10 protein-coding genes are annotated in these 14927 nt (G+C 45.1%); 1 reads left to right on the top strand and 9 read right to left on the bottom strand.

The window, feature by feature from the left end:
- Positions 1-59 precede the first annotated feature (59 nt).
- From rpoE to IHV11_RS14880, 9 genes are all read right to left on the bottom strand, one after another.
- The gene (gene rpoE / locus IHV11_RS14840) at positions 60-578 is read right to left on the bottom strand and encodes a DNA-directed RNA polymerase subunit delta (protein WP_197129867.1); all 519 of its coding nucleotides are present in this window, start codon (positions 576-578) and stop codon (positions 60-62) included.
- Between the two features lie 743 nt (positions 579-1321).
- A complete protein-coding gene (gene icmF / locus IHV11_RS14845; protein WP_197195473.1) occupies positions 1322-4585 on the bottom strand; it encodes a fused isobutyryl-CoA mutase/GTPase IcmF in 3264 nt (1087 codons plus the stop codon).
- Positions 4586-4600: 15 nt separating this feature from the next.
- Positions 4601-5224, bottom strand: a complete 624-nt coding sequence (locus IHV11_RS14850) for a TetR/AcrR family transcriptional regulator (protein ID WP_197128273.1) — start codon at positions 5222-5224, stop codon at positions 4601-4603.
- A 10-nt stretch (positions 5225-5234) separates the two neighbouring features.
- On the bottom strand, positions 5235-6191 hold the full coding sequence (gene meaB / locus IHV11_RS14855) for a methylmalonyl Co-A mutase-associated GTPase MeaB (protein WP_197195322.1): 957 nt from the start codon (positions 6189-6191) through the stop codon (positions 5235-5237).
- A 264-nt stretch (positions 6192-6455) separates the two neighbouring features.
- Positions 6456-7598: an acyl-CoA dehydrogenase gene (locus IHV11_RS14860; protein WP_197195323.1), complete on the bottom strand. Its 1143-nt coding sequence runs from the start codon at positions 7596-7598 to the stop codon at positions 6456-6458.
- A gap of 15 nt (positions 7599-7613) precedes the next feature.
- On the bottom strand, positions 7614-8753 hold the full coding sequence (locus tag IHV11_RS14865) for an acyl-CoA dehydrogenase (RefSeq protein WP_197195324.1): 1140 nt from the start codon (positions 8751-8753) through the stop codon (positions 7614-7616).
- 174 nt (positions 8754-8927) lie between these two features.
- Positions 8928-9782, bottom strand: a complete 855-nt coding sequence (locus IHV11_RS14870; RefSeq protein ID WP_197195325.1) for a 3-hydroxybutyryl-CoA dehydrogenase — start codon at positions 9780-9782, stop codon at positions 8928-8930.
- A gap of 15 nt (positions 9783-9797) precedes the next feature.
- Positions 9798-10982 carry an acetyl-CoA C-acetyltransferase gene (locus IHV11_RS14875; RefSeq protein ID WP_197195326.1) on the bottom strand — a complete coding sequence of 395 codons (1185 nt, stop codon included), beginning with the start codon at positions 10980-10982 and terminating at the stop codon, positions 9798-9800.
- Positions 10983-11137: 155 nt separating this feature from the next.
- Positions 11138-13270 carry a (Fe-S)-binding protein gene (locus tag IHV11_RS14880; RefSeq protein WP_197195327.1) on the bottom strand — a complete coding sequence of 711 codons (2133 nt, stop codon included), beginning with the start codon at positions 13268-13270 and terminating at the stop codon, positions 11138-11140.
- A 203-nt stretch (positions 13271-13473) separates the two neighbouring features.
- Between IHV11_RS14880 and cls the strand changes: the two genes are divergently transcribed.
- Positions 13474-14664 (top strand): cardiolipin synthase, encoded by a 1191-nt coding sequence (gene cls / locus IHV11_RS14885; RefSeq protein WP_197195328.1) that lies wholly within the window; start codon positions 13474-13476, stop codon positions 14662-14664.
- Positions 14665-14927 lie beyond the last annotated feature (263 nt).

Here is a 14927-nt window from a genome sequence, read left to right on the forward strand (position 1 = left end):
TGCATCTAAAAAACAAAAACCAGCGCCAAAAGGCACTGGTTCTAATGAGTCACAAAGACTTACAGATTTTCTTCCTCATCTGCATCTTCATCTTCGTCGTCTTCGTCGAAGTCTTCATCTTCTTCATCGAATTCTAATTCTTCTTCTTCATCGTCATCATCGTCATCGTCATCAGCAAGATCGTCGTCTTCATCAACGAACTCATCTTCTACTTCTAACTCATCGAAGTCTTCATCATCGAAGTCCTCTTCAAAGTCATAGTCATCTTCAGACGCTTTTTTACGTTTTGTTGGTTTGTTCGTTGCACCAAGTTCCTCTTCAGAGCTCTCAACTGGGTACCACGTTTTTAATCCCCATTTATTATCGCCTAATGAAACGAATCGGCCGTCAATATTCATATCTGTGTAAAAATACGCAATTCGGTTTTCCACAGCAGTTTTAGACAAACCTTTGATTTCAGCGATCTGTTTAACTAAATCATAGAATTGAACAGGTTGCTTAGCATTCTGCAAAATTTCAAATGCGATTTCGACCATTGACATTTCAACGACTTGTTCTTTCGTGTACGTGTTCAGCATAGCCACATCGGCACTTCCTTTCCTTCTCCACACTCATTTATATCAACACATTGTGCTCATTCTTTAGAAGAATCATACTCTTCATTATAAACAAATCCCATGGGTATATGCCAGTAGTAATCTATCTTTTTTCCATAAAAGGTTTTATGAAGTGTGTTGGTTTATACTTCGATGCTTTTGAAAGTGGTTGATTTCCACTCCAGGTTGCTCGCTTTCCGCGGGGCAGGCGGTGAGCCACTTGCCGCTTCGCGCCCCTAAGCGTCTCACCTGTTTAGTTGCAGTGGCTAGCCCCTCGAGGTCAAAAGTTAAATGGTCAAGAAGGCAAAGTGCGCCTTCCTGGCCCATTCACCTTTTGCTTGTCGGGGCCGAACGAGCCACTTCCACTTTTCGAACTGCCCACCTGTCCCGCAGGAGTCTCGCACCTTGCGCTCCAATCAACTTGCATATGGTGAGAATTGAAGTAGCAAAGGTCACCAGCTTTAAAAAACCTTTTTTAAAAGACTCTTTCTAAATGCCAGTGCTAAGAGAGACCTTTGAGAATACTCCTCGAATAGTTAATTGAAGCGGAAGGACGAGACTCCTGCAGGATGAGTGGGACAGGTGAGACCATTCAATGACGCAAAGCGGCGAATGGGCTCACCGCACACCCTGCGGAAAGCGAGTCCTGAAGCGGAAATTAACTCTCTTAATCGTCTCGCAAAGAAAAGAGAACCGCTCAAACTGGCGGCTCTCTTCTCAACTCACTACATGTTTCTTCTATACTTCCCGCCTACTTCATAAAGCGCACTCGTGATCTGACCGAGACTTGCAAATTTTACGGTATGCATGAGCTCATCGAAAATGTTTCCGCCGGATAAGGCAACATTTTTCAAACGTTTAAGAGCTTCACCCGCTTGGTCTTTGCTAGACTCTTGGAACGCATTCAGATTCTGAATCTGCTGCTCTTTTTCGTCCTTTGTCGCACGAGCGAGCTGCATGTTGAACTCTTCTTCTGACGGCGTGTTCGGATTGAGGTATGTGTTCACTCCGATGATCGGAAGCGATCCGTCATGCTTTTTCATTTCATAATACATCGATTCTTCTTGAATCTTTCCACGTTGATACTGCGTTTCCATCGCACCTAGTACGCCGCCTCTTGTGTTCATGCGCTCGAACTCTTGAAGAACCATCTCTTCTACAAGATCTGTTAACTCTTCAATAATAAAGGAACCTTGAAGCGAGTTCTCATTACGGGCCAAACCAAGCTCTTTTGTAATGATCATCTGAATCGCCATCGCGCGGCGAACGGATTCTTCCGTTGGCGTTGTGATCGCTTCGTCATACGAGTTCGTGTGAAGCGAGTTACAGTTATCATAAAGTGCCATCAACGCTTGAAGCGTTGTACGAATATCGTTAAAATCAATCTCTTGCGCGTGTAATGAACGTCCAGATGTTTGGATATGATACTTCAGCTTCTGGCTGCGCTCGTTCGCTTTGTATTTATCACGCATTACCGTAGCCCAGATTCGGCGAGCAACACGGCCGATTACGCTATATTCTGGATCAAGTCCGTTTGAGAAGAAGAACGATAGATTGGGCGCGAATGCGTTAATATCCATTCCACGGCTTAAATAATATTCAACGTACGTAAAGCCGTTCGCAAGTGTAAACGCGAGCTGAGTGATCGGGTTCGCACCAGCTTCTGCGATATGGTAGCCAGAGATCGAAACCGAATAATAATTACGCACTTGGTGGTCGATAAAGTATTGCTGAATATCACCCATCATGCGAAGCGCGAATTCAGTAGAGAAGATACACGTGTTCTGACCTTGATCTTCTTTTAAGATGTCTGCTTGAACCGTTCCACGAACAGAGGCAAGGGTCTTCTCCTTAATCTCGCTGTACTCTGCTTCGTTCGGTTGTCTGCCGTTCGTATCCGCAAAAATCTTCACTTGCTGATCGATCGCCGTGTTCATGAACATGGCGAGAATGATAGGTGCCGGACCATTGATCGTCATCGAAACAGATGTAGAAGGAGCGATCAGATCAAAGCCGTCATACAGCTTCTTCATGTCGTTTAGCGTACAGATGCTCACACCGCTCTCCCCAACTTTTCCGTAGATGTCCGGACGGTGATCTGGATCTTCTCCGTAAAGGGTTACTGAATCAAACGCTGTACTCAAGCGCTTCGCGTCATCATCTTTTGATAGATAATGGAATCGGCGGTTCGTTCGTTCAGGCGTTCCTTCTCCAGCGAACTGACGCTTCGGATCTTCACCTTTACGTTTAAAAGGAAACACTCCCGCTGTGTACGGGAACGAACCTGGCACATTTTCTTTCATGATCCACTTTACGATGTCCCCCCAGTCTTCAAACTTCGGAAGAGCCACTTTTGGAATATCAAGACCAGAAAGACTTTTCGTCGATAGCTCGGTCACGATCTCTTTGTCTCGAATCTTTGTTACAAACTCTTTTTTGCTATACATTTCTTTTAACGCTGGCCATTCTTTGAGCATTTTTGAAGTCGTTGGCAACAATTGCTCTTCAACTTTTTCCAGTGCTTTGTTTAACGACGTTTCTACTTCTTCACCTGCAGCGTCGTATTCTCTTACCGTTTCAAGCGTCCCTTGAATTTGGAACGACTTGCGAGCTAGTTTCGCTTGCTCATTCACCGTTTCATGATATTTACGAACCGTTTGTGCGATCTCATTTAAGTACTGAGCACGTTCACCTGGTATGATGACGTTCTTTTTCGCAGTCATCGCCTCTGCTGCAGGCTGAATGCCCCAATCCATGCCTGACTTTTCTTCGATCACTTTCATCAAGTGATAAAAAAGGATGTTCGTGCCCGCATCGTTAAATTGGCTCGCAATCGTTCCGTAAACAGGCATCTCATCTAAATCTCTATCAAACCAGTTGCGAGAACGCTGATATTGCTTCTTTACATCACGAAGCGCGTCTTCAGAGCCTTTGCGCTCGAACTTATTGATCGCAATAATATCTGCATAATCGATCATATCGATTTTTTCTAATTGTGATGGTGCACCAAACTCACTCGTCATCACGTATAGAGAAGCATCAGAGATCTCTGAGATTCCAGCGTCCCCTTGGCCGATTCCGCTCGTCTCAACAACGATCAGATCAAATCCAGCTGCTTTCGTTACTGCGATTGCGTCCTTGATCGCATCGGACAGCTCAGAACGTGAACCACGTGTAGCAAGTGAACGCATGTACACACGTGGATGATAGATCGCGTTCATTCGGATTCTGTCACCTAAAAGCGCTCCGCCTGTTTTTTGTTTGGTCGGATCAATTGAGATGATTGCGATCGTCTTGTCTTCACACTCGTTTAAGAAGCGTCGAACAAGCTCATCGGTTAATGAACTTTTTCCCGCTCCCCCTGTTCCTGTGATTCCAAGAACCGGCACTTGTTTTTGCAGACTTTTCAATTCGTTTAACGTCTGTTCAGCCGTTGCTGCGATCTCTTCTGGCGCTTGCTTCACATTTTCTGCTAACGTGATCAAACGTGAAACAGAGCGAACGTCTTTTTCTACTACTTTTTCAATCTCATCTGTTAAAGAGGTAACCGTCGGAAAATCACACTCTTCTACCATCTTATTAATCATGCCTTGAAGTCCTAGCAATCTTCCATCTTCAGGTGAAAAGATGCGTGTTACGCCATAAGCATGCAGCTCCTTGATCTCAGGTGGGATTATAACGCCCCCACCGCCTCCAAAGACTTTGATATGTCCTGCACCGCGTTCTTTTAATAGATCGATCATGTATTTAAAATACTCAACGTGTCCGCCTTGATAAGAAGAGATCGCGATTCCTTGAACATCCTCTTGAATGGCAGCACTCACCACTTCATCTACGGAACGGTTGTGTCCAAGGTGGATCACCTCACAGCCGTTCGACTGAATGATTCTTCTCATGATGTTAATCGACGCATCATGACCATCAAAAAGGCTGGAAGCGGTTACAAATCGAACCGGATTTTTCGGCCTGTAACTATCGGTCTGAGTCATTTCATTCATCCTTTCTTATGCTCCTTTTATGCCGTACAACAATTGCTGAATCTGTAATGCCGTGTATTCTTCTAACGTATACATCTTCTGCAGCGCCCAGCGTCTGAACGTCCACATCTGTCCGATGATCAAAATATTGTGAGCTGCTGCCTGTATTTCTTTTTCACTTAAATGCAGTTCACCTTGCTTTACCACTTTAAAAAGCAGTTCTTCAAAGATCGCCGTCATCTCCAGCTCTTTTTTGAGCACATACGGAAGAGCTTCATGAGAAAGTGACTTCGCTTCTTGATACATGACGAGCACCTCATCCTGCATGTCGTCCATCACTTTAAAATAAGCAGAGATTGCACGTTCAACACCTTGAATCCCGCTATCTTCCCCTTTGATATCCTGCTGCAGCCTCAGCTTTACCCCGTCATAGATGCTGTCGCAGACGAGATAGAGAATATCTTCTTTTGACCGGATATACTCGTAGAGTGTGCCGATACTGAAGCCAGAAGCTTTGGCGATCTCCCGGGTTGTCGTGCGGTGGAACCCATTCTCTTTAAATAGAGAGACCGCGGCTTTCACCATCTCTTCCCGTCGTCTCTGAATCAGTTTTTCATCTTTTACGAGCGACGGCACTTCTTTCTTACCCAATTGGCCTCCCTCATTTCTGTTTCCCGTCAGCCGGCTGCAATCGTTTTATTAAAATCTTTTCTGCAGCTGTATAAGGGTCTGTCGTACCTGATTCTAAGTCGGCCAGCCAGGAGAACCCATTTTTCTGTTCTTGTTTCAACACTTGCTGATAGATTTCATGCTGAACCACTTCCATCACCTCACGCTTCAGGTTAGAAAGCTTTCTTTCCTTGCCTTCACCGCTCTTATCTAGATATTCACGGTGTGCTAGAAGAGAGTCCCATAATTCTTGCAATCCTTTATTTTCAGTAGAAACCGTCTCAACGACTGGCGGGCGGTACAGGCTGTCGTGTTTCACAAGGTCAAGCATCGCTTCGATCTCAGCAAGAAGCTTCGGAACCCCTGGCATATCCGCTTTGTTCACAACGAACAGATCCGCGATCTCCATGATTCCCGCCTTAAACACTTGAACAACATCTCCGCTACCTGGGTTCAATACAACTGCAACCGAATCTGCTAGCTTCATAATATCGAGCTCAGACTGCCCTACTCCTACCGTCTCTATTAAAATCACATCAAAACCATAAGCATCCATCAGCCTTACCGTCTCTTTCGTCGACCGTGAAAGGCCGCCGAGACTGCCGCGCGTCCCCATGCTTCGGATAAACACACCCGGGTCGGTAAAATGGTCAGCCATCCTTACGCGGTCTCCAAGAATAGAGCCGCCGCTGAACGGACTCGTCGGATCCACCGCAACAACGGCAACCGTCATCTTCTTTTTACGCAAAAAAGAGATGAGACGATTGACGAGCGAGCTTTTCCCGGCACCCGGTGAACCGGTGATGCCGATCCAATGAGCGCCTTTTTGCTGCGGGTAGATGCTCTTTAAAAGCTCGAGTTTGTCTTCACCGTTGTTCTCGGCAAGCGTGATCGCTTTCGCGAGAGCACGTTCCTCTTTTTGCTGGATGCGCTGTGCTAATGGATGCATAATATCCTCCTAAAACTTTTTCGGGGTAGTTGATTTCCGCTCCAGGATGCTCGCTTTCCGCGGGGCAGGCGGTGAGCCCCTTGCCGCTTCGCGCCCTTAAGGGTCTCACCTAACCGCCAGTCCCGCAGGAGTCTCGCACCTTGCGCTCCAATCAACTGCAAGGGTGTTATTTGGAGTATTTTTAACAACACTCTGTTATGAATAGAGAAATACTGATTTAGCAAAAAAATTTCCCTAGCCACTATGTTGCAAAACTTCGCTCTCTTAATCTTTTAAAAGCATTTTAGAAATAACGAGACGCTGAATTTCTTGTGTACCTTCGTAGATCTGTGTGATTTTTGCATCACGCATGTAGCGTTCTACTGGATATTCTTTCGTGTAGCCATATCCGCCGAATACTTGAACTGCGTCTGTCGTTACTTCCATTGCGATATCTCCAGCAAATAGCTTTGACATCGCGGACTCTTTTCCGTATGGAAGACCTTCCGATTCTCTCCAAGCAGCTTGATAGGTTAATAGGCGAGCCGCTTCCACTTTTGTTGCCATATCTGCAAGTTTGAACCCGATCCCTTGGTTGAAACCGATCGGCTTACCGAACTGTTTGCGGTCTTTTGCGTAATTTACGGAAGCATCTAGTGCTCCTTGAGCGATTCCAACCGCTTGAGCCGCGATTCCGTTACGTCCGCCATCAAGAGTCATCATTGCAATCTTAAAGCCGTCTCCTTCTTTCCCTAGAAGGTTTTCAGCTGGTACGCGGCAATCTTCAAAAATGATCTCTAATGTTGGAGATGAACGGATGCCGAGTTTCTTTTCTTTTTTACCGAAAGAAAAGCCTGGTGTTCCTTTTTCTACGATGAACGCAGAAACTCCTCTTGATCCTGCTTCGATATCCGTGCGGGCAAAAACAACATAGATCTCAGCGTCCCCAGCGTTTGTGATAAAGATCTTTGAGCCGTTGATGATATAGTCATCGCCGTCTTTTTTCGCTGTTGTTTTCATGTTTCCTGCATCTGATCCTGATCCCGGTTCAGTTAAGCCATATGCTCCGATTTTTTTACCTTCTGCCATCGGGCGAAGGAACTTTTGCTTTTGCTCTTCGTTACCAAACTTGAAGATCGGCCATCCCGCAAGAGAGGTGTGAGCAGAAAGGGTTACACCCACTGACGCACAAACACGAGATAGTTCTTCAACTGCGATTACATAACCTAAATAATCTCCGCCGATTCCGCCATACTCTTCTGGCCAAGGAATTCCGCAAAGGCCAAGCTCACCCATCTGATCAAAAATTGCGCGGTCAAAACGCTCCTCTTCGTCACGTTCTGCAGCTGTAGGCTCTACTTCATTTTTGGCAAAATCACGCACCATCTTACGGATCATTTCATGTTCTTCAGATAACATAAATTGCATTTCTATCTCTCCCTCTTATCCTAGTAAATGTTTGCTTAACACCATACGCTGAATCTCGCTTGTTCCCTCATAGATCTGACACACCTTCGCGTCTCGGAACAGTCTTTCTACCGGATACTCTTTTGTATAGCCGTACCCTCCGTACACTTGCACCGCTTCGATCGCTGATTTCATTGCCGTTTCTGATGCAAAAAGCTTTGCCATCGACGCTTCTTTTCCGCATGATAGGTTGTTTGTCTTTAGATCTGCCGCACGATAGGTTAAAAGTTTTGCCGCTTCAACGGCAGTCGCCATGTCTGCAAGTTTAAATCCTAGACCTTGATTTGCACCGATCGGCTTTCCGAACTGTTTTCTTTCTTTTGCATAGTTCGTCGCGAATTCTAATGCCGCCTCAGCGATACCAAGTGATTGAGCAGCAATTCCGATCCTGCCCACATCGAGGTTGCTCATCGCGATCTTAAAGCCTTCCCCTTCATTACCTAGAAGATTTTCAGCAGGTACACGTGCATCTTCGAAAATGATCTCGCACGTGTTTGATCCGTTCAACCCCATTTTTTTCTCTTTCTTTCCTACTGAAAAACCTGGTGTATCTTTATCGACGATGAAGGCCGAAATCCCGTAGCTTCCTTTATCAGGTGCTGTTGAAGCAAAAACGATGTACACGTCCGCTTCTCCTGCGTTTGTGATAAAAATCTTAGAGCCGTTCAAGATGTAATGATCGCCCTTTTTAACTGCTCTCGTCTTTAAGCTTGCTGCATCAGAACCTGAACTCGGCTCTGTTAGTCCGAACGCACCAAGGTACTCTCCACTTGCTAACTTAGGAATGTATTTTCTCTTTTGTTCTTCATTCCCGAAATAAAGGATCGGATTCGTTCCGACACTCGTATGGACAGATAAAATAACGCCGATCGTCGCGCTCACTTTAGAAAGCTCATTGATCGCGATAATGTAGGACGTAAAATCCATCCCTGCTCCGCCATATTCTTCTGGTATCGGAATTCCCATCAGTCCGAGCTGTGCCATCTTCGTGATTAGATGACGCGGAAACTCTTCTGTCTCTTCCATATGCTCGATGGCCGGTGCTATCTCTTTCTGTGCAAAATCCCGTACCATCTTCTGCATCATCTTTTGTTCTTCAGTAAATAAGAGGTTCATGGTCTCTCCCCATTCCTATATTGAAATGCCGACTAGTAGTCTCTCTCCGTGAGTTATCTCTCTATTTGTTCTTTCTTTGCTCTCTATTTCTCTATCTGTTTTTTTCGGTTGCTGTCTCTCTGTTAGCTGTCTCTTCCACAAAGACAAAAATGGAATTTTTGTCTTTGTGTGGGGTCAGACCCCGTAGTTGTAGAACCCTCTGCCTGACTTTTTGCCGAGCCAGCCTGCTTTTACGTACTTTCTTAGCAGCGGGCATGGACGGTACTTGTCATCACCGAAACCTTCATGAAGCGTCTCCATGATGTAGAGGCACGTGTCGAGCCCGATGAAGTCTGCTAGTGTTAACGGACCCATCGGATGGTTCATTCCGAGTTTCATAATCTCATCGACCGCCTCAGGTGTTGCCACCCCTTCATACACCGAGAAGATCGCTTCGTTGATCATTGGCATAAGGATACGGTTGGAGATGAAGCCTGGGAAATCGTTCACTTCCACTGGTACTTTTTGCAGCTTCTTAGATACCGATTCAATCGTCTCGTACACCTCATCCGCTGTTTGAAGTCCACGGATGATCTCTACCAGTTTCATAACAGGAACCGGGTTCATGAAGTGCATGCCGATTACTTTTTCAGGTCGGTTCGTTGCAGCCGCGATCTCTGTGATCGGAAGGGAAGATGTGTTCGACGCTAAGATTGTATGTGCTGGCGCGTATTGGTCGAGCATCTTGAAGAGTTGTGTTTTCACGTCCATGTTTTCCACGACTGCTTCGATCACAAGATCTGCGTTTGACGCGTTCTCTAGAGAAACAGAAGCTGTGATGCGGGATAGAATGGATTCTTTTTCGCTTTCATCCAAACGTCCTTTTTCCACAGAGCGGTTTAAATTTTTAGAGATGATTCCGATTCCTTTTTGTACGAACTCTTCTTGCATGTCATGCAGAACAACAGAATAGCCCGCTTGTGCACAAACTTGCGCGATTCCTGAACCCATCTGTCCTGCACCGATCACCATAATGTTTTGAATGCTCATGAATATTGCTCCTCCTTATTTCTTCACTTCTACTAAAATCGCGTCACCTTGCCCGCCGCCTGAACAGATCGAAGCGATGCCAAGTCCGCCGCCACGTCTTTTCAACTCGTGGATCAACGTTAGTACGATGCGCGTGCCGCTCGCCCCAATCGGGTGACCCAACGCGACTGCTCCACCGTTCACGTTCACTTTTTCAAGATCTAATCCCGCAAGTTCAGAACTCGCTAACGCAACAGCTGCGAATGCTTCGTTTATTTCAAAAAGGTCAATTTCTTCTAATGATTTTCCTGTTTTTTTCAAGAGCTCATTGATGACGAGACCTGGCGTTTTCGGAAAGTCTTTCGCTTCCACAGCAAGTGCCGTGTGACCAAGAATCGTCGCCATCACTTCTTTGCCTTCTTTTTCAGCGCGCTCTTCGCTCATCACGACTACAGCCGCTGCCCCATCGTTCACGCCAGGTGCGTTTCCTGCTGTAATCGTTCCATCTTGTGAAAATACAGGTCTTAATTTTGCAAGAGATTCGATAGACGTATCTTTACGCGGTGACTCATCTTGGGACACAACAACCGGCTCGCCTTTACGTTGAGGTACTTCCACAGGAACGATCTCTTCTGCAAAAATTCCTTTTTCAATCGAATCATTAGCACGGCTATGGCTGCGGTACGCCCACTCGTCTTGACGCTCACGTGAGATCTCCATCTCTTTTGCTACGTCATTTCCGTAGATTCCCATGTGAACCCCTGTAAACGTACACGTTAGTCCATCATGAACCATGAGATCTTTCACTGAGCTATCTCCCATACGAAGTCCCCAGCGCGCTTTCGGTAAAATGTAAGGTGCGTTGCTCATCGATTCCATTCCACCTGCAACGATGACTTCTTCGTCACCCGCACGGATGATCTGATCTGCCATCGTAATCGCCCGAAGACCTGACGCACATACTTTGTTGATCGTTTCTGTTTTCGTCTTCCAAGGTAATCCTGCTTTTTCAGCCGCTTGGCGAGAAGGAATCTGCCCTTGGCCACCTTGAAGAACACAGCCTAAAATGACTTCATCCACCGATTCTGGAGCAACATTTGCTCGTTGAAGCGCTTCTTTAATCGCGATTCCGCCTAGATCTGACGCTGTAAGAGAACTTAATCCGCCACCAAATTTCCCTACAGGTGTCCGTACACCACTGACGATTACTGATTTTGTCATATGAAAAACCTCCTGATTCGTATAGTAGAGCTACGAAAATTATGTTAACGCTTACAAATGTGTTTAAAGACGAGCCGAGCGAACGCTCAGTCGACCAACTTCCAAGCATGAAGCTGCCAGCTAAAATGCAGGCAGCTTATTTACATGCTCGAAAACTACTGAAGAACCTCTTGTTTCTGTGAGCCAAACATCGATTTTTCAAGGATTTCAACAACATCTAGCGTTTGAACTTGCTCTTCTACTTCTTTCGCTTTCGTTCCGTCACTCAACATCGTTAAGCAATACGGACATCCGCTTCCGATCATGGTTGGATTTACAGCCAGAGCTTGTTCTGTACGTGCAACGTTCACACGAGAACCTGCTTTTTCTTCCATCCACATCATTCCGCCACCCGCTCCACAGCACATTCCGTTCTGACGATTGCGATCCATCTCAACAACCTTCACACCCGGAATCGCTTTTAAAATATCACGAGGTGGTTCATATACTTCGTTATAGCGGCCGAGGTAACAAGAATCGTGATACGTAATCGTTTCATTCACCTCAAACTTCGGCTTGATTCTTCCTTCTTTGATCCAGTCTGCTAAAAGCTCTGTATGGTGATAAACTTCTGCTTCTAAGCCAAACTCAGGGTATTCATTTTTGAACGTGTTATACGCATGCGGATCGATCGTAATGATCTTCTTAACATTATGCTTTTGGAACAACTCGATGTTCGCGTTCGCCATCTCTTGGAATAAAAACTCGTTTCCAAGACGACGAGGCGTATCACCAGAGTTCTTTTCTTTGTTTCCTAAGATCGCAAACGTGATTCCTGCTTCGTTCATGATCTTCGCTAAAGAAAGTGCGATTTTTTGTGAACGGTTGTCATAAGCTCCCATCGAACTTACCCAGAACAGGTACTCGAACTCTTGACCCGCTTTTTCTTTTTCTTTTACAGTCGGAACCACGATATCTTCTTTCAGCTCACGCCAGTTCTCGCGTTCCTTTTTCGAGATTCCCCAAGGGTTCCCTTGCTTCTCGATATTTTTGATCGCACGCTGCGCTTCTGCATCCATCTTACCTTCAGTAAGAACAAGATAACGACGCATGTCGATGATCTTATCAACGTGTTCGTTCATCACTGGACACTGATCTTCACAGTTTCGGCAAGTCGTACATGCCCAGATCTCTTCTTCTGTCATAACTTCACCGATCATCTCAACATCATAAGCAAGTGCAGATGATCCATCTGTTGTTGCAGCCGTTTCCTCAGCGCCTTTCCCTCTCGCTTCAAAAGCGATCTGGTTGCCTGTTGTGTTCGAGAAAGCGAACGCTGGCATCCAAGGTGTCCGAGATGTAACCGCCGCTCCTTTTACCGTTAGATGGTCACGAAGTTTAACGATCATATCCATCGGTGAAAGCATCTTACCAGTACCTGTTGCCGGACAAACATTCGTACAACGGCCACACTCTACACATGCATAGAGATCTACAAGCTGCTTTTGATTGAAGTCTTCAATCTTATTCACACCGAAAACTTCTTGTGTCTCGTCTTCGAAATTAATCGAAGAAAGCTTTCCTACTTTATCTTTGCGACCAAGCCAAACGTTTAGTGGACCTGCGATCAAGTGAGCATGCTTTGATTGCGGAACATACACTAAGAACGTTAATAAGAACAATAAGTGAATCCACCATGAGATAAAGAATACGACAGCAGCACCTGTTTTCCCTAGGAAACCAAGAGCCATTGCGATTACGGACGCGATAGGCGCCGTCCACTCGTACGGAAGGTCATGCCAGATAATCTCTGCTCCGTTCCCAACTAACACGGAAAGCATCAAGCCACCGATAAAAAGAAGAACCAAACCAGATTTAAATCCGCGCTTCAATCGGACAAGCTTTTCAACATATCTTCTGTAAAAAGCCCAAACGACTGCAATCATGATCATCGTCGTTACGATTTCTTGGAAAAACGTGAATCCCGGATAAAGCGGGCCTAAAGGCAGATGCGACCCAGGGTTGAGTCCTTTCCATATAAAATCAATCGCTCCGAATTGAACGAGAATGAATCCATAAAAGAACATGATATGGATAATTCCACTCTTCTTATCTTTTAACAGCTTCTTTTGACCAAATACATTCACTAAGACTGCTTTAATTCGTTCTTGAACCGTATGATCAAACTCTACTTTTTTGCCGAGCTTGATGAATTCAAACCTTGTTTTTACAACATAAGCAAATAAAAACAGTGCGTAAGCGGTTACAAAAAGAAATGCAAGCCAGTTTGCTACCATTAAGCCGTCCATCGCTCTCTCTCCCTTCCAATGCTCCTATTCCCTAATTCTTTCTCTTTTAATAATTCTAAATGAAATTAATTTTCTGACTTCATTATAGCATAAAAAATAAATGAATGAGCATTCAGTCAACATCCGTTCAAAAAATTTTTTTAGTGGTTTCATATGGTGGGGGTATACTATATACAAGTTTGATTTAAAAGGAGGAGATGAACGTGTGGATCGTTTTGGTGATTATAGCCATCTGGATTTTGGCTTGGATCGACTTTTATTTAGGACATAAACAAACGACCGCAAAAGAAGAACCTCCTGTAACTACGACAGGCAATATGCATCTTTTAACGACGGGTTCTCATTTTTTTGATTCACTGTTTCAAGACATAGATGAAGCTAGGCGTACGATCTACATACAGTTCTACATATTGCGCGACGACGAACTCGGACAAGAGCTATGCACGAAACTGATCGCAAAAGCACAGCAAGGCTTAGAAGTTAGACTACTGCTTGATTACATGGGAAGTTACGGATTGAAAAAAAAGACCGTTCACGCCCTTAAAGACGCAGGCGTTCATTTTGAATACAGTAACAAGCCTCAATTTCCTTACCTTTTGTACCGCATCAATCACCGAAATCATCGGAAAATCACAATTATCGACACGGAGATCGGCTACATAGGCGGATATAACGTTGGAAATGAATATATGGGCAGAGTCACACGGTTTGGAGATTGGCGCGACTATCATTTAAAATTAACTGGAAACGTTGTGATCGAATTACAGCGGCTATTTATCGACGATTGGAACGGTTCAACGAATGAAAAGATGACTCATAGCAAGACCCCGTCTCTTCTCAACGAAGAAGGGGCAAGTGAGCTGATGCTTCTTCCTTCAAAAGGGCGTGGAGGTTATCAATTTTTTCTTGAAAAAATAAAACGTGCGCAAAAAAGCATTTTTATAGGTTCGCCTTACTTTATTCCGGGTAAAAAGATGAACAGGGAGCTCTTATCAGCACTAAATCGCGGGGTGAACGTGAAGCTGCTCGTTCCAATGAACCCCGATCATCCATTTGTGCAGGAAGCTTCTTATCGTTTCGTCAAATCTCTCTTAGAAGCTGGTGCGGAGATCTATCAGTTTCATGAAGGATTTTATCATTCTAAGATCGTCATGTTTGATGATACGATCTGCGATATTGGTACCGCTAACTTTGATCTTCGCAGCTTTTTTTATAACGATGAACTAAATTGCATCTTTACAGATAAAGCTGAGATACAAGTCGTTAAGAAGGTGCTAGATTCAGATCTTGAACGTTCTGAGAAGCTCACGCTAGCACGTTTAAAGAAGACGCGCGGTTCCGTTAAAGTTCGATTTAAAGAAATGGTGGGTTTTGTGTTATCGCCATTCTTATAAAAAAGTAAGAGAAGTGCTATGAAGAATATGAAAGTGGTTGATTTCCGTTTCAGGTTGCTCGCTTTCCGCCGTGGCAGGCGGTGAGCCCCTGTCTAGTTGCAGTGACTAGCCCCTCGAGGTCAAAAGTTAAACAGTCAAGAAGGCAAAGTGCGCCTTCATAGCCCATTCAACTTTTGCTTGTCAGGGCTGAACGAGTCACTTCCACATTTCGGACTGCCGCTTTGCGCCCTTAAGGGTCTCACCTGACCGCTTGTCCCGCAGGA

The sequence above is a fragment of the Fictibacillus sp. 26RED30 genome (assembly GCF_015903845.1).
Classification (GTDB): domain Bacteria; phylum Bacillota; class Bacilli; order Bacillales; family Fictibacillaceae; genus Fictibacillus; species Fictibacillus phosphorivorans.